The 15,770-nt window shown below is 37.0% G+C and carries 17 protein-coding genes; all 17 read left to right on the top strand.

All coding sequences use genetic code 11. The features are described from left to right. On the top strand, window positions 1-3,069 hold a 3,069-nt coding region (locus N3F66_09395; protein ID MCX8124365.1), incomplete at its 5' end, for a chemotaxis protein CheW. A 5-nt stretch (window positions 3,070-3,074) separates the two neighbouring features. Continuing rightward, entirely contained in the window at window positions 3,075-4,121 is a 1,047-nt protein-coding gene (locus N3F66_09390; GenBank protein ID MCX8124364.1) for a chemotaxis response regulator protein-glutamate methylesterase, read from the top strand. Window positions 4,122-4,274: 153 nt separating this feature from the next. Next, window positions 4,275-4,634: a response regulator gene (locus N3F66_09385; GenBank protein ID MCX8124363.1), complete on the top strand. Its 360-nt coding sequence runs from the start codon at window positions 4,275-4,277 to the stop codon at window positions 4,632-4,634. Window positions 4,635-4,792: 158 nt separating this feature from the next. Continuing rightward, complete coding sequence (locus N3F66_09380; GenBank protein MCX8124362.1) at window positions 4,793-5,542, top strand: segregation/condensation protein A; 750 nt, start codon at window positions 4,793-4,795, stop codon at window positions 5,540-5,542. Between the two features lie 117 nt (window positions 5,543-5,659). After that, the gene (scpB, locus tag N3F66_09375) at window positions 5,660-6,199 is read left to right on the top strand and encodes an SMC-Scp complex subunit ScpB (protein ID MCX8124361.1); all 540 of its coding nucleotides are present in this window, start codon (window positions 5,660-5,662) and stop codon (window positions 6,197-6,199) included. 1 nt (window position 6,200) lies between these two features. After that, window positions 6,201-7,247: a prephenate dehydratase gene (gene pheA, locus N3F66_09370; GenBank protein MCX8124360.1), complete on the top strand. Its 1,047-nt coding sequence runs from the start codon at window positions 6,201-6,203 to the stop codon at window positions 7,245-7,247. A gap of 31 nt (window positions 7,248-7,278) precedes the next feature. Beyond that, a complete protein-coding gene (aroF, locus tag N3F66_09365; GenBank protein ID MCX8124359.1) occupies window positions 7,279-8,295 on the top strand; it encodes a 3-deoxy-7-phosphoheptulonate synthase in 1,017 nt (338 codons plus the stop codon). After that, on the top strand, window positions 8,295-9,173 hold the full coding sequence (locus N3F66_09360; GenBank protein MCX8124358.1) for a prephenate dehydrogenase: 879 nt from the start codon (window positions 8,295-8,297) through the stop codon (window positions 9,171-9,173). The genes aroF and N3F66_09360 overlap by 1 nt, the downstream gene beginning before the upstream one ends. Beyond that, entirely contained in the window at window positions 9,166-9,846 is a 681-nt protein-coding gene (cmk, locus tag N3F66_09355; GenBank protein ID MCX8124357.1) for a (d)CMP kinase, read from the top strand. The genes N3F66_09360 and cmk overlap by 8 nt, the downstream gene beginning before the upstream one ends. A gap of 223 nt (window positions 9,847-10,069) precedes the next feature. After that, on the top strand, window positions 10,070-11,737 hold the full coding sequence (locus N3F66_09350; protein MCX8124356.1) for a S1 RNA-binding domain-containing protein: 1,668 nt from the start codon (window positions 10,070-10,072) through the stop codon (window positions 11,735-11,737). Window positions 11,738-11,740: 3 nt separating this feature from the next. Continuing rightward, window positions 11,741-12,445 (top strand): hypothetical protein, encoded by a 705-nt coding sequence (locus N3F66_09345; protein ID MCX8124355.1) that lies wholly within the window; start codon window positions 11,741-11,743, stop codon window positions 12,443-12,445. 92 nt (window positions 12,446-12,537) lie between these two features. After that, a complete protein-coding gene (gene rpmF / locus N3F66_09340) occupies window positions 12,538-12,732 on the top strand; it encodes a 50S ribosomal protein L32 (protein ID MCX8124354.1) in 195 nt (64 codons plus the stop codon). Between the two features lie 144 nt (window positions 12,733-12,876). Next, window positions 12,877-13,113 (top strand): acyl carrier protein, encoded by a 237-nt coding sequence (locus N3F66_09335; GenBank protein ID MCX8124353.1) that lies wholly within the window; start codon window positions 12,877-12,879, stop codon window positions 13,111-13,113. A 27-nt stretch (window positions 13,114-13,140) separates the two neighbouring features. Beyond that, a complete protein-coding gene (gene rnc, locus N3F66_09330) occupies window positions 13,141-13,884 on the top strand; it encodes a ribonuclease III (protein ID MCX8124352.1) in 744 nt (247 codons plus the stop codon). Beyond that, window positions 13,881-14,336, top strand: a complete 456-nt coding sequence (locus N3F66_09325) for an NUDIX hydrolase (GenBank protein MCX8124351.1) — start codon at window positions 13,881-13,883, stop codon at window positions 14,334-14,336. Before rnc ends, N3F66_09325 begins: the two co-directional genes overlap by 4 nt. Continuing rightward, the gene (gene aroB, locus N3F66_09320; GenBank protein ID MCX8124350.1) at window positions 14,324-15,418 is read left to right on the top strand and encodes a 3-dehydroquinate synthase; all 1,095 of its coding nucleotides are present in this window, start codon (window positions 14,324-14,326) and stop codon (window positions 15,416-15,418) included. Before N3F66_09325 ends, aroB begins: the two co-directional genes overlap by 13 nt. Continuing rightward, window positions 15,418-15,765: an STAS domain-containing protein gene (locus N3F66_09315; GenBank protein ID MCX8124349.1), complete on the top strand. Its 348-nt coding sequence runs from the start codon at window positions 15,418-15,420 to the stop codon at window positions 15,763-15,765. Before aroB ends, N3F66_09315 begins: the two co-directional genes overlap by 1 nt. Window positions 15,766-15,770 lie beyond the last annotated feature (5 nt).

Raw genomic sequence — 15,770 nt, 5'->3', positions numbered from 1 at the left:
GAATTATATTCGTCCGGAATCTCTCAAGAAGATCTACAGTTATTTTTAGAAGAAGCTGATGAGCAGCTACAGGAGCTCAATCAGAATTTATTAAAGCTTGAGAAAAATCCTTCTGATGAGGAGATTATAAATAATATTTTTAGGGCAGCACATTCACTGAAAAGTTCTGCTGCCTTTGTAGGATTGACGGATTTAAGTGATCTAGCTCATAAAATGGAGAATCTCCTGCAGGGCATTCGTGATAAGGTTATGAAAGTAACCCCTGCAATTATAGATGTATTATTTCAATGTTTTGATGTTATTAACGACGTTATCAGGGAGGTTTCCTCGGGGAATCCGCCTTCAAAAGACTTTTCTGCACTTTTAAAAAAGATAGAATCAGTAGGACAGTTACCAGGCCCTGAAGCCCAAAAGAAAGAAACTCCTGCTCCAAAAAAAATTCAATTATCAGCCAATATTGTTAAAGATATACGGGATGGAATTAACAATGGTTTATCATGCTGTGAGATTGGCATTACACTAGATCCTGATGCTGCAATGAAATCGTTAAAAGTGCAGCTAGTTTTAACAAATCTAGAAAAGATAGCTGATATTCTTGTCACCATTCCAAGCATTGAAGAAGTTTCCATGCCAGGGTTTGACAATAGGGTGCAAATAATTTTGTTAACCAGCGCTACAGTAGATGAACTACGTAAGGCATGTGAAGTTGATCAGATTATCAGAATAGACCTAAGAAAAATTGAGCTGGTTAAAAAAGACAATAAGGTTGCGCTCAAATACCATGAACAAGAAACTCTTTATGAGGAGACAACCCAGCAGGTAAATACTAAAGGAAAGGATATTGAAGAAGATGTGTTGCCTGAGGATGAAGAGAAAGATGAATTAGTAATTAGGTCAAAAGACGACAAGAAAACATTACAGCTTAGAACTGTAAAAGTTTCGGTAGAAAAGCTTGATCAGCTTCTGAACAATGTGGGAGAGCTTGTTATTGCAAATTCAGGTTTTTATAAATTGTACGAAGAAATGCGACGTCTTTCTATTGATAAGGGTATCATCAACGAATTCAAAAACCGTATGGAGCAGATGTCACGCATTGCCAAGGATTTGCAAAGCGGGATAATGAAAACCAGGATGGTCCCAATTGGACAGGTTTTCTCACGATTTAACCGGTTGGTTCGTGACCTTGCCAAAGAGTTTGATAAAAAGGTGGTTCTTGAAATAAAGGGTGAAGAAACTGAACTTGATAAAAAGGTGATAGATGTTATTGGTGAGCCGTTGATGCATTTAATACGCAATGCCGTTGACCATGGCATTGAGTCAGTTGAAGAACGGCGCCAGCAAAAGAAGCCTGAAGTTGCTACTATAACTTTGAACGCATATCAGGGTGGCAATCAGATATTTGTGGAAGTTAGTGATGATGGAAGAGGCCTGGATCTTAAAAAAATAAAAACAAAAGCCATTGAAAGAGGATTAGCCACCCCCGAGATGCTTGCTAATATGGATAAAGATGAAATATATAACTTTATTTTCACTCCAGGTTTCTCTACTTCAGATGTTGTGACAGATATTTCGGGCAGGGGCGTTGGAATGAATGTTGTACAGGAAACTGTTAATGAGCTCAATGGAAGTGTTGCCATAGAAAGTGAGCCTGGTATGGGTACTAGGTTCATTTTAAGCTTCCCGTTAACGTTAGCCATCATTCCTGCTATTATGGTTAGGGTACAAAGGGAACTGTACGCCATACCTCTTTCTGATGTGATAGAAACTATAAAGATATTGCCTGAAGAAATCACCACAATAGAAGGACATGAGGTAATTAATCTTCGTGGTGAAATTCTGTCGCTTATACGGTTGAACAATTTTGTGGGCATTGAAAGCGGGCTTAAGGAAAATGAAAGAATGCCAGTAGTTGTTGTTGGTTATGGCAACAGAAAAATAGGAATTGTTGTGGATCTTTTAGAAGGAAAGCAAGAAATTGTTATTAAATCGCTTGAACAAAATTACAAGACTGTCCCTGGTTTAGCCGGTGCTTCAATACTTGGTGATGGAAGTATTTGCTTGATACTTGATATTTCATCAATGATTAATAAAGTGATACTACAGCAGGATTCATTATCCTTTAGGGAAAAACAACGTGTGCTGGGAGCAAAGCAGGCAACGGTTGAGGTTGTAAAAGCTGAAACAGCCACAAAGGATGTTACTTCTAAAGAAACTATCGCTACCCAAACAAAAAAAGAAATACGCGAGTCACTTCTTGAAAAAGAGTTACCCATAAAGGAAGATATCGTATTCAAAAAGGAAGCTGAAGAGATAGTTGAAGTTGAAGAATATATAGAACAGCCAAAAGCCCAAGATGAAATTAATGACAACATTGAGCAAAAAGTTCATAGTGCTCTTGAGGAATTCAAAACAGAATTAAAAGAAAAAATCAAAACCGCGCTTGATAAAAAAGATGAAATATACCAAAAGCTTGGTATATCTGATGATGATCTGGCAAAAGTCCAGGTACTTGCTAATGTAGGCATTACTGATGCTGCTGAATCACTTTCAAAGATAATTAACAGAAGGGTTGATTTATCAATTCCAGATGTATCGGTACTTGCCATTGAGTCTATACCTCAATCTTTTGGCGATGTTGATAGTGTGTATTTAGGTGTTTATATGCCAATAGTTGGGCAGATTAGTGGAACAATTTTATTCAGTTTACGAGAAGAATCAGGGTATGAACTGGTGGATATGCTTTTAGGTCTTCCTCAGGGGACTACTCATTCGTTAACTGAAGATGGAGAATCAGTACTAAAAGAGGTAACCAATATTGTAGGTTCGGCAGTGGTCAATGCATTTGCTGATAAGATAGAAATGGCAATAAAACCAACTGTACCTTCGGTGGTCCATGATTATATGCAATCAATTTTAGATTCCATTCTGGCTTTCCATACTGCAGAAAACGAATATGCACTTGTAATGGATACTGAATTTTTCCACCAGGATGATAGGGTAATTGGCAAACTTTTGATTATGCCAACTACAGCTTCGTTACTTACCATAGTGGAAAGGCTGCGAAATTAAATTGTATGTCAGAAAAGATAAAGGTCCTTGTTGTTGATGATTCTGCATTGGTCAGAAAAGTTATATCTGATATTTTAGAGAGTGATAAAGAAATAGAAGTTATAGGTACTGCTAACAACGGGAAATCTGCTGTTTTTAAAAATCTTACTCTCAATCCTGATGTCATTACTATGGACATTGAGATGCCCATTATGAATGGGCTGGAGGCTTTGCAAGAAATTATACGAACAAATCCAAAGCCTGTTATCATGATGAGTGTATTGACACAATATGGAGCAGAGGCAACGTTTAAAGCACTTGAATATGGTGCTGTTGATTTTATACCAAAGCCTTCAACTGTATTGGCTATGAGCATGGATGACATTGCTGAGCTTCTTATTACCAAAGTTAAAGCTGTTGCAAAGGCATCAATTGCAGTTAATTTGCAAAAAAGTACAGATACACATAAAATTGATAAGCTGTCTGTTGTTGCAAAGCATGATGATAAAAAAAAGATTGTTGGCATAGGAACATCTACAGGCGGCCCTTCGGCATTACAGAGAGTTTTACAAAAATTGCCAAAAGATTTTCCTTCGCCTATACTTGTTGTACAGCATATGCCACCAGGTTTTACAAAAGCATTTGCAGAAAGATTGGATAGCTTATGTAACATTTCAGTGAAAGAAGCTGAGGATGGAGAAAAAATATTAAATGGATGTGTGTACATAGCTCCAGGAGATTCGCATATAGTGATGGAAAAAACAGGTGATGTTCGAGTGATTAGATTATCTCAAGCTGAAAAAGTTTCTGGGCACAGGCCCTCTGCAGATGTTTTATTTCATTCCCTTGCCAAAGCTGATTCACATAATGTTGTAGGTGTCATAATGACAGGGATGGGCCGTGATGGAGCAATGGGTATTAAGGAAATACATGATGAAGGCGGTTATACCATTGCTCAGGATGAATCAACGTCAGTTGTGTATGGCATGAACAGAGTGGCAGTTGAAATGGGTGTTGTTGATGCTGTGGTTGATGTTGATACAATACCCGAGGAGATTATTAAGCATATTTAGCATGATACGAGATATTGTATAGTAAAATTATTTGCAAAATTTTGTAATTAATAAAAATTTTTTCTTGAATGATAAAGGTATATCGGTATTATGTATATAAGGTTATGTGCTGGACTATGGGAATAGGGATATTTTATACTGCGGGGTAATTCTATGGCTAAAATACTGATAGTAGACGATGCTAAGTTTATGCGAACCCTTGTTAAGGATGCACTGGTGCCCAAAGGCCATGAGATAATCGGAGAAGCTGAAAATGGAGTAGAAGCAGTGCAGCTTTATAAAAAGCTGCGTCCAGATCTTGTGACAATGGACATTACAATGCGCGAAAAAGATGGTATTGAAGCAGCAGAAGAAATTCTGCAGTTTGATCCCAATGCAAGAATCATTATGGTTACAGCGTTAGGACAGGAAAATTTGTTAACTAGAGCCATAAAAATAGGGGTTAAGGATTTTGTAGTTAAACCATTCCCTCCGGAAAGACTTCAAAAAGCTGCTGAGAAAGCTTTAGCATAACACAAATATTTATAATTTTAGCTTGATATTTTTTTGGCTTTTTCACTATTTCAAAAAAAATTAATTATCGTTGCATAAATATAACAATTACCAATAATTGTCTGTTTTATATATTAAAAAGGTTGCATACTATAATAACCGGTAATGCTGTTTGAATTATGATAACTCATGGTAAAAATGATGGTCAATGTATTTTACACATTGATAACTTTGAGGGACCACTAGATTTATTATGGGACCTTATAAAAAAGTCAAAAATTGAAATAACACAGGTTTCCATTGCGGATATCACTGAGCAATATCTGGAATATTTAAAGCTTATGGAAAGTATTAATATTCCTGTAGCAATGGAATTTATTGTCATGGCCAGTGAATTATTATATTATAAATCAAAAGCATTGTTGCCGGGTACTGATATAGCAGACGAATTTTTTGTTCCGCCACTACCTCCAGAACTTATTCAAAAGCTTCTTGAATATAAAAAATACCAGATGGCATCTAGAAATCTCTTACAATTACATGAAATGCAATCAGATGTATTTACAAGGCAAAGTACTCCTGTAGTTATAGATGATGATGTCTATATTGAAGTAAATCTTTTTGATCTTTTAAATGCGTTTGTAGATGTGCTTGAATCTGAAAAGGAAATTGAGCAGCAAAGAATAGTATTTGATGAAATTCTGGTTAGTGATCGTATTATGCTGCTTGTAAATATTTTGAGTGAAAAGGATAAAATAGAATTCCATGAGTTATTTTCACAAAATCCGGGAAGAATGGAAGTTGTTGTTTCATTACTGGCGTTGTTGGAAATGACTCGTATAGGAGCTATCGCAGTACTACAGCATGTCCAGTTTGGAAATATATATATTTTTAAAAAGGATTTAGATAAGGTGGATATTTTGCATTAAAAAAATATCCACTATCAGGATAACAGTATGAGCGACGATACGATGAATAAAGATGTTGAATTGAAGACTGAAGAACCAATAGACCATGATGAAGCTTCTGATGAAGCACCGCTAGAAATGGGCGATAGCGATGATCTGTTTGGCATAATAGAGGCTATTCTTTTTGTATCAGCGGATCCAGTCCCTCTTCAGTTTTTTACACGGCAGCTTGGTATTGATGCTACACAGGCAAAAATTATCATTGATTCATTGATAGATGAATATGAAGACAGGGATAAGGGTATAAAGCTTGTTGAGATATCAGGAGGATATCAGTTTGTTACCAATCCTAAGTTTGCAAATACACTTCGTCAGGTTATGGGATATAAAAAGAAAGAAACATTATCTAAAGGGATGCTGGAAACGCTTGCAATAATTGCCTATAAGCAGCCAATCATGCTTGCGGAGATTGAGGAGTTACGTGGTGTTTCGTCTAGAATGATGGTAGCAGCGCTCATGCGTAAAAATCTTATAAAGCCTGTTGGAAGGAAGGATGTCCCTGGTAGGCCACTTTTATATGGTACAACTGATGAGTTTTTGCGCTATTTTGGGTTAAACAAATTATCTGACTTGCCAAAGTTGTCCGAAATAAAAGAATTTAACTTTGAAGAGGAATAATATGGATGCAAGCAACGTTGAAAAAAGCATAATTGAATTATTAACACAGTTGACAGATATATATACTAAAGAATTGCAGGATATCATAAAGGAGGGAGAACAGGGGATTTTCCCTGTTAAGGCAAGAATTATTTCCCATCTACAACAGTATGCCAGACCACCTCTGACTACTGAGTTAATAGAAAAAATTGCAACGGAAATTTTTTCGGTGGCACTTTCAATTGCGCGGCCACTAAAAGTTGCATACTTAGGGCCTGTTGGTACATTTACTCATATTGCCTTACTGGAAATTTTTGGCGATGCCATTGAGGCAATCCCTCACAGAACCATTTCTGATGTATTTGATGAAGTTGAAACAGGCAGGGCAACGTTTGGTGTAGTGCCAATTGAAAACAGTACTGAAGGTGCAGTTACCTACACTATGGATGAATTCCTTGATACCGATTTAAAAATAGTGTCGGAAAAATCACTCCGCATTACCTATAGCTTGCTGTCAGTATGTGATAGTATAGAAAAAATAAAAAAGATATATTCACATCCCCAATCGCTTGCACAGTGTAAAAACTGGCTTAAGGCAAATTTGCCAAATGTGGAAATCAATCAGGTTAATTCTACAGCCAAAGCAGCTGAAACTGCATCGTGGGATAAATACTCAGCGGCTATCGCTTCAAATATTTCAGCCAAAATTTATAATCTCAACATCATTGCTGATGGCATTGAAGATTCACGGCAGAACTATACTCGATTTCTTGTTTTGGGGAAACATGACAATCCGCCAACAGGCAATGATAAAACTTCCATTGTGTGTGCTGTCAAAGACCAACCTGGCGCATTGTATAAATTGTTAAAACCGTTTAGTGAGCATGGTATCAACATGACCATGATAGAGTCGCGCCCTGACAAAAAAAAGATGTGGGCATATAACTTTTTTATTGATTTTAACGGCCACCGTACTGACCCAGTTGTACAGAAGGCACTTGAAGCAATGAAACAGGAAACTATATTTTTAAAAGTACTGGGATCATATCAGGCTGAAAAGCATGATTGACTAAACACCATAAAAAAGGAGTAGAGAAGTTATGATTATAGTACTTAAACCAAATGTAACTCAGGATGAGATTGATCATATAGTTGGTAAAATAAAGTCACTTAATCTGCAGCCCCATGTTTCAAAGGGACAATACAGGACAATTATCACTGTCATTGGTGATGAGGACATCATCCGTGAGCAGCCTCTTGAGGCAATATCAGGAGTTGAATCGGTCAAGCCCATATTAAAGCCATATAAGCTTGCAAGCAAGGAAACTCATCCTGATAGAACAATAATCAAGGTGGGTGATATTGAAATTGGTGGGGATAAGATTGTGCTGGTAGCAGGCCCCTGTGCAGTTGAAGGTGAAAAAGAAATCATTGAGCATGCAAAGATGGTAAAGCAGGCAGGAGCATCCATGCTACGGGCGGGTGCGTATAAACCCCGCTCATCACCGTACACATTCCAGGGGTATGGAGCTTTAGGATTGAAGTACTTGGCAAAGGCAAAAGAAGAAACAGGGTTACCGATAGTTACTGAGGTAATGGACCCAAGAGATGTAGAGCTTGTTGCCCAGTATGCAGATGTATTGCAAGTTGGTACGCGCAATATGCAGAATTTTAATCTACTGAAAGAACTTGGGAAAATAGATAAACCAATTTTACTAAAGCGGGGAATGAGTGCAACAATAAATGAATTCTTGATGTCTGCAGAATATATTCTTTCGCAGGGGAACAAGAAGGTTATTTTATGCCCGCGTGGCATTCGCACATTTGAGGATATTACGCGCAATACACTTGATGTTGGTGCGGTGCCGGTGCTGAAGGATTTTTCTCACTTGCCTGTTGTGTGCGATCCAAGCCATGCTATGGGCATTAAGGATTATGTTATTTCGGCAGCGCTTGCTTACGTGGCGGCGGGTGCTGATGGCATAATGGTTGAAGCACACCCTAATCCCGAAGAAGCAATGTCAGATGGGCAGCAGACTATTAATTTTGAACAGCTTGTTGAACTCAAAAAGAAGCTCACAAGTGTGGCAATGGCATTAGGAAGGGGAATTTATTGATGTTTAAAAAGATAGCGATTATTGGCCTTGGGCTTATTGGCGGATCAATTGCCCGCATGTTGAAGAAAAAGCATCAATCCGTGTATATTATAGCGTATGCCAGGAAACCTGAAAGCCTGCAAGATGCGGTAAAAGAAGGATTTATTGATGAAGCGGTTTCAATTGAAAGAATAGATTGCAGTGATATTGACCTTTTCATTGTGGCTACGCCAGTGCTGTCGTCTATTGCTATTATACAGTCATTGCTTGATGACCCTACATTGCAACACAATGCATTAATCATTGATGCAGGCAGTGTGAAACAGTCAATAATAGATTCAATCATTTCCCATACAAGGGCGCATCAGTTTATTGGATGCCATCCAATGGCAGGTTCAGAAAAAACAGGATTTACTCACAGCTCTCATGCTATACTCACTAATGCATGGGTGATTATTACACCACACAAAAAGAACAAAGATGAAGATATAGCTACCATTGAGCAATTCTGGAAAATGCTTGAATGTCGTATTCATATTACTGATGCTGTAACCCATGACATGATGGTAGCAGGCACTAGTCACCTTCCTCATATAGTTTCTGCAGCACTGATGGAAAGCTTCTTTTCAACATATAATAGAAGAGCTTTTAGTGATATGCAGCCATTTATAGGGAAAGGATTTAAGGACATGACACGTCTTGCGGGGGGTAGCCCTGATATGTGGGCAGATATTGTACTGTTGAATAGTGATAATATCCTGGTTATGCTAAATAAATATATGCAATCGATAATGAAAGTTACACAGATTATTGAACAGGCATCAAGTCAAAACAATAGAACAATGCTGCATGAGTATTTTGCACAAGTTCAGGCTGAATGGAATACTTACAATGAGTAAGAATATTATTGTAGCTGTTGATGGTCCTGCAGGGTCTGGAAAAAGTTCTGTATCAAAAGAGGTGGCAAAGCGTGCAGGGTTACAGTATATTGANTCGGGTGCACTGTATAGAGCTATTACCCTGTACGTACTTAAACAGTATGGTACACAATTTACTCAGGATGCTGTATGCAAGCTACTAGATGATATTACGCTTGTGCAAACTTTTAATTACGATGGAACATGTACTACTTACTGTAACGGTAGAGATGTAAGTGATGAAATACGCAATGAAACAGTTGCAGGGAATATTGGCAAAGTTTCGGATATTGTTCCTGTGCGTGAATATGTCAATGGGCTCATGCGCAAGTGGGCAAAAGACCGTTCAATAATTGTTGATGGCAGGGATATTGGTACAGTTGTTTTCCCGGATGCTGATATCAAGATATACCTTGATGCGACTGTAGAAGAGCGTGCACTGCGACGTGCCAGAGAATATGCCCAAAAAGGAAAAAATATTGACGTAAATGAGCTAAAGGTGCAGATTGCTCGTCGTGACAATGAGGATATGAATCGCCCATTTGGAGCACTGAAAAAAGCTCAAGATGCCATCTATGTTGATACTAGTACTATGACACAGGAAGAAGTCATTGATTTTATATATGCATTAGTGATGGAAAAAATGAAGTATTAAAGTGTATCGTGAGTTATCCATAATGGCTTTTGCACGGTACAACAACTTGCCTGCATCAATGTGAAAAGTTATTATTTTTTGTCAAAGATGAATTTACAGTAACTATCGCATATTAAAATTTTAATTTTTGGATATACCGGTGAATAATTGCTAAAATGAAATTGACTTATAAACTGTTTTTCTTTTGATTGTATAAAAAGTTATGACAATAAGGTGAAGTGGTATGGAAGTAGATAGAAATGACAGCCAGCTATATATGGACCATGTTTCAAACCTTTCAAATGATTCAATACAAACCAAAACCATCTACAAAGGGGAGATAGTTACTATTGACAATGACTTTGCCTATGTCAATATCGGCACAAAAACTGATGGTAGAGTCAGCTTAGAAGAATTTGAGACCGCCCCTAAAGTGGGTGACGTGGTTGAAGTTATGCTTATGAATAAGCGCCTTTTAGATGGAATGTATGTATTTTCGGTTACTGCAGCAAGGAAAGAAAAAAGCTGGCAGCAGTTTTTACAGACTATCGAGGGATCCAGTATTATACAGGGTACTATAAAACAGAAGTCAAAGAATGGATATATAGTTGATTGCAATGGTGTTCAGGCTTTTTTACCATTGACGTTGGCAGCTGATGTTAAAGGAAAATCGCAGAACGGCCATTCTGCGGTGTATTTTAAGATAAAAAACATCGATAGAAAGAAACGCTCAGTACTTTTATCAAGAAAAGATTTCTTAGATGAAGAACAAAAAAAGATATGGGATAATCTGGAAAACAATTACAAACCTGGAGATGTAATACGGGGTAAGGTAACAAAATTTGTTGATTTTGGTGCATTTGTTGACATTGGCGGTATTGAAGCGCTACTCCACCGAAATGATATCTCGTGGAGAAAAGTTTTTAAGAAAAAGAAAATATTGAAAATTGGCGAAGAACGTGATTTTGTGCTCCTTGCTATAAACAGAGCAGAAGGGAAAATTGCATTAGGATTAAAGCAGCTAGTGCCAGATCCATGGATAGCAGTCCCTGAAAAATATAAAGCTGGCAATACAGTTGAAGGTAAAATAGTCACACTGACTAATTTTGGAATGTTTATTGAAGTTGAGCCGGGAGTTGAAGGGTATTGTGCATCATCAGACATTTCATGGGCAAAACGCACTGTTAATCCAAAAGATTATTATAAAAAAGGTCAAAAGGTACAGGCTGTGGTGTTAGATGTTGATACCCAAAACAGGAAGCTATTGTTGGGTATCAAACAATTGCAGCCAAACCCATGGGATACAATAGATCAGCGTTTTCCTGTAAAAAGTGTACATACAAGGCCTGTGAAAAAAATTGTAAATTTTGGTATGTTTGTAGAATTGGAACCAGATATTGATGGGTTAATCCATATCTCTGACATATCCTGGGATGAAAATTTTAAGGATATACATTCACAGTATGCGGAAGGTCAACAGGTTCAGTTTGTTATCCTTGATATTAATAAAGAGGAACAGAAGATAGCCTGTGGCATCAAGCAGCTTACCAAATCTCCTTGGGAAGTTATTGCTGAGAAATATCAACCACGGACAATTATTTCAGGAACTGTCACAGGGATAGTACCCTTTGGTATGTTTGTAAAGATTGATGGAGATACCGTTGAGGGACTTGTGCATATATCTGAAGTATCACGGAAAAAAATTGATTCAGTTGAAAGTATATATAAAGTAGGTGATAAAGTTAATGCTGTTGTCCTTGGTGTTGATGTTGATAAAAAGCGGCTGTCGTTGAGCATAAAGCATTATGAAATTTTATCTGAAAAAGAAGAAATTAAAAAAATTTTGAATACTTCCACCTCAGGGACTGTTACACTTGGTGAACTCTTAAAAAATAAACTTGATAAGGAATAATGCATGATAGACAGGGAAGTTACTGTTCGCAGGAATATTGTTGAGCAAACGCTGATGGATGTCCGCGATTATATTCGTGAACACCGTTCAGTTGCAATAAAAGTAGCTATTATTGTGGGGGTGCTTATAGTTTTTGGTATTGCTGGATTAGTTTTTGCTGACTACAAGATTAAAAAAGATACTGCTGATTTTGAGGCAGTACTGGATGAATACAGAACAACCTATACAACTGATATAAACGAACGAAATGAAAAGTTTAAGAAAGCTGTTGCAAAATTAAAAGCAATTACCGATAATTCTTATTTTGGGTATGTTCACCGCAATGGATATTATATTATAGCAAGCCTTTATTTTAATGAAAAAGATTATACTAATGCTGCATGGTACTATGAAAAAGCTGCACAGTATGCTTCACCATTATTTGCTTCTCTAGCATTACAGCAAGCAGGTATTGCTTCGGAGTACCTCAACAACATTGATGAAGCGTTGCGGTATTATCAGCTTTGTGAATCAAAGTACAAAGATGCCTTTAATATAGACCAGGTTGTGTATAGTATAGGCAGAATGTATGCACAGAAAGGTGAATATTTTAAAGCTCGTGAATATTTTACCAGGGTATCGACTGAATTTCCACAGTCTTTTTTTGCAAAAAAGGCAACTCAATATAATATGTTTCTGGGTGCCTTAGAGAATGAAAAGAAAAATTAATACCATGTAATGTAAAAAAAGCATTGACACGAGGATGTGCTATTCTTGAAGTTATAGTGAATTTTGACAATTTGAAATAAGGAGTAAAAAAAGTGGCGGTACCAAAGAGGCGAAAATCAAAAGCAAAATCAAGGATGCGCCGTTCGCATGATGCAATAGGTGCACCAAACTTACGACCATGTCCCACATGTGGAGCGTACGTTCTACCTCATAGAGTATGCCCTGAATGCGGCCATTATAAAGGAAAACTTATAGTGGAACCCGTTGTAAAAGTCAATAAGGGATAAATTTGATTTGATATGGAGCGTTGCACACGCTCCTTTTATATTAATCTTGACAAAATATCAATATTTATACTAGTATCAAATAAATGTTTGTGTTGTTGTGAGGCCTAGTATGCAACACAAGTTTGGTAAGGAGGGGCAGAGGTAATGACTGTTGATTTTGAAAAAATAAAGAAAATAATTGTCGATCAGTTGGGAGTGGATGAATCTGAGGTTACACCACAGGCGTCATTTGTAGATGATCTGGGTGCTGATTCGCTTGATACCGTGGAATTGGTTATGGCTTTAGAAGAGGAGTTTGGAATAGAAATTCCCGATGAGGATGCTGAAAAATTATTAACCGTTGAAGATGTTGTGAAATATATTGAAGCAAAATTGCAGTGAATGATTTTTGTTGTTTTGTGATGAGCAATGGATGATGAAAATAAGAAGGTAATAGAAAAAAAAAGGCAAAACCGCAAATTGCAACAACTTGAAAAACGCTTACATTTTTCTTTTTCAAATAAATCTTTATTAAAACGTGCATTAACTCACCGTTCTTTTGTGAATGAATCCTCTGTTCCTGTAAAAGATAATGAACGCCTGGAATATCTGGGTGATTCGGTTTTAGGTTTAATAGTCAATGAGTATTTGTTTAAATCGTTTGAAAATTATCCAGAAGGTGATTTGGCCAAAATAAAATCTGCTGTTGTTTCGGAAGAGACTTTGGCAAAAGTTGCAACTCAGATACATTTAGGTGATTTTATAATAATGGGCAGGGGAGAGGAGCTAACCGGAGGCAGGTATCGACAGTCAATATTAGCAAATACACTAGAAGCTATTATTGGTGCTGTGTATCTTGATGCAGGTTTAACAAAATCAAAAAAGCTTGTATTGAGGCTTTTGAAGAAAGATATCCAGCGTATTGATAAGCTTTCATACCTTAGGGATCCAAAAACAACGTTGCAGGAAATAGTACAGAAAAAATATAAGAGCAGGCCATTATATACTGTTGTTCAGGAATCCGGACCGGATCACCATAAAATGTATACCGTTAAATTAACTATTAATGAAAAAGATATAACAATGGGGACGGGAACCAGCAAGAGAAAAGCCGAATCTGATGCTGCCAAAAAGGCGTTAGAACTTATCTATTCTAACAGGATTAGTATATGAAATTTGAGCTATCGCATAAAAAAATCAGAATTCGTGTAGCGGGTTTGGTTGTTGAGGATAATAAAATATTATTGATAGCTCATAAAAAAGGCAGCCAGGTCTACTGGTTATTGCCAGGGGGAGGGGTTGAATACCAGGAATCACTTGATGAAGCATTAAAAAGGGAATTTTTGGAAGAATTGGGTTTAAATGTTGAAGTTGGCGATATTGCCATGATAGCTGATTCCATTGAACCAAACGGGAAGCGTCATATCATTAATATTATTTTTTGGTGTAATCTTATAAACCAGTCAATACGGCTGGGGAATGAAAAAATTTTATACGATTTCAGTTTCAAAACTTTGCATGAACTGAATGATGTTGTTATGTATCCCCCGCTTAATGAGTGTATTGCCGAGCTTTTGCAGAATAATAGCAAAAAAATTTATAAAGGTTCACTGTGGATTCCATAAAAAATACTCATTCTATTATTTTACAGTTTGCTTCAAAACAATCTTCAATAATCATTGGTAAAGGTTTGTTGGCTTCACTTTCTTCACTAATACCATATACCCGATGGGATGCTATCGTTGCAATTGTTAGCCAGAAGGTGTATCAGCTTCACAGACAGGCTATACAGCAAAGCCTGGAACCAATGAATGTAGTGACGCTCCCCTACGATGACAATGAACAAAATAAGTCGTACGCATTTGCCGAAGAATATTTCAATCGCTTACTTGAAGCACAGTGTACACGGAATTCGCTGTTAATAGGGATAGGTGGTGGAGTTACAACAGATTTTACGGGATATATTGCATCAGCATATATGCGAGGTATTGATGTTGTGTATATCCCAACTACACTTCTTGCAATGGTGGATGCAAGTATTGGTGGGAAGGTAGCAGTTAATATAAAAACAGGCAAAAATATAGTGGGACATTTTCATCAGCCCGATTATATCCTTATCGATATACACTTTTTACAAACGTTACCTGAGAATGAATGGCGCTGTGGGATGTCGGAAGTGGTAAAGCATGCGGTAATTGGCGATAGCGCAACGTTACAATTTTTGAAAAATAAAGAAATACAGTATGGAAATATCAATACAGCATTGCTTAAATGTATTGAAAGCTCAGTACAGTTCAAAGCTTCTATTGTAGAGAAGGATGAACATGAAAGAAATTTACGAGCTATTTTAAATTATGGACATACTGTTGGACATGCTATTGAATCACTGTTTGAATACAGGGTGAACCATGGTGAAGCTGTTGCAGCGGGCATGCTAGTGGAATCGTATATCTCTTACAAACAAGGAATGCCCAAAGATGATTTTGATTGTATAAAAAATATTCTTTTAGAATATAAGCTTTTGCCAGCGTTGTCATTTGATCCACAAATGGTTGTAAATCACATGATATATGATAAAAAAAACATTAAAGGCAAAATCCGCTTTGTTTTGCTTGAATCAATAGGGAAACCCTGTACAGGACAGGAAGTAAGTGATACACTGGTAATTGAGGCTTTGCAATTTTATTTATCAATGGTTAATAAGTAATGGCAGCTGAAATAAATTATTCAATAGAGGAACGTGAAGGAGCAAAAATAGTTAATTTAGCAGGTGTTCTGTGTTCAGCTACTGAGAGGGAATTTACAAGCTTAATAGAAAGCTTGATAGCTACAAATAATGTTATAATAAACTTGTCGGGTGTTTCAATGGTTACTTCTTCAGGATTAAAAGCATTAACGGATCTGTCGTACTTGGCGCGGCAACGAAAACGCAGGATAATGATTCTGGGTGTATCAGAAAATCTGCAAAATTTAATTAATGCAACTGAGTCATATGACCTTATATTGATACACAGCGTTGAAGAAGGAATAAGGAAATTAGAATACTATATTTGATGATA

Source organism: Spirochaetota bacterium, from assembly GCA_026414805.1.
Taxonomy (GTDB): domain Bacteria; phylum Spirochaetota; class UBA4802; order UBA4802; family UB4802; genus UBA4802.
This window is presented reverse-complemented; position numbering and strand designations above follow the sequence as displayed.

Coding starts and splice junctions, on each gene's coding strand:
- N3F66_09390 (MCX8124364.1), top strand. CDS start 3,075: ATGTCAGAAAAGATAAAGGTCCTTGTTGTTGATGATTCTGCATTGGTC.
- N3F66_09385 (MCX8124363.1), top strand. CDS start 4,275: ATGGCTAAAATACTGATAGTAGACGATGCTAAGTTTATGCGAACCCTT.
- N3F66_09380 (MCX8124362.1), top strand. CDS start 4,793: ATGATAACTCATGGTAAAAATGATGGTCAATGTATTTTACACATTGAT.
- scpB (MCX8124361.1), top strand. CDS start 5,660: ATGGGCGATAGCGATGATCTGTTTGGCATAATAGAGGCTATTCTTTTT.
- pheA (MCX8124360.1), top strand. CDS start 6,201: ATGGATGCAAGCAACGTTGAAAAAAGCATAATTGAATTATTAACACAG.
- aroF (MCX8124359.1), top strand. CDS start 7,279: ATGATTATAGTACTTAAACCAAATGTAACTCAGGATGAGATTGATCAT.
- N3F66_09360 (MCX8124358.1), top strand. CDS start 8,295: ATGTTTAAAAAGATAGCGATTATTGGCCTTGGGCTTATTGGCGGATCA.
- N3F66_09350 (MCX8124356.1), top strand. CDS start 10,070: ATGGAAGTAGATAGAAATGACAGCCAGCTATATATGGACCATGTTTCA.
- N3F66_09345 (MCX8124355.1), top strand. CDS start 11,741: ATGATAGACAGGGAAGTTACTGTTCGCAGGAATATTGTTGAGCAAACG.
- N3F66_09335 (MCX8124353.1), top strand. CDS start 12,877: ATGACTGTTGATTTTGAAAAAATAAAGAAAATAATTGTCGATCAGTTG.
- rnc (MCX8124352.1), top strand. CDS start 13,141: ATGGATGATGAAAATAAGAAGGTAATAGAAAAAAAAAGGCAAAACCGC.
- N3F66_09325 (MCX8124351.1), top strand. CDS start 13,881: ATGAAATTTGAGCTATCGCATAAAAAAATCAGAATTCGTGTAGCGGGT.
- N3F66_09315 (MCX8124349.1), top strand. CDS start 15,418: ATGGCAGCTGAAATAAATTATTCAATAGAGGAACGTGAAGGAGCAAAA.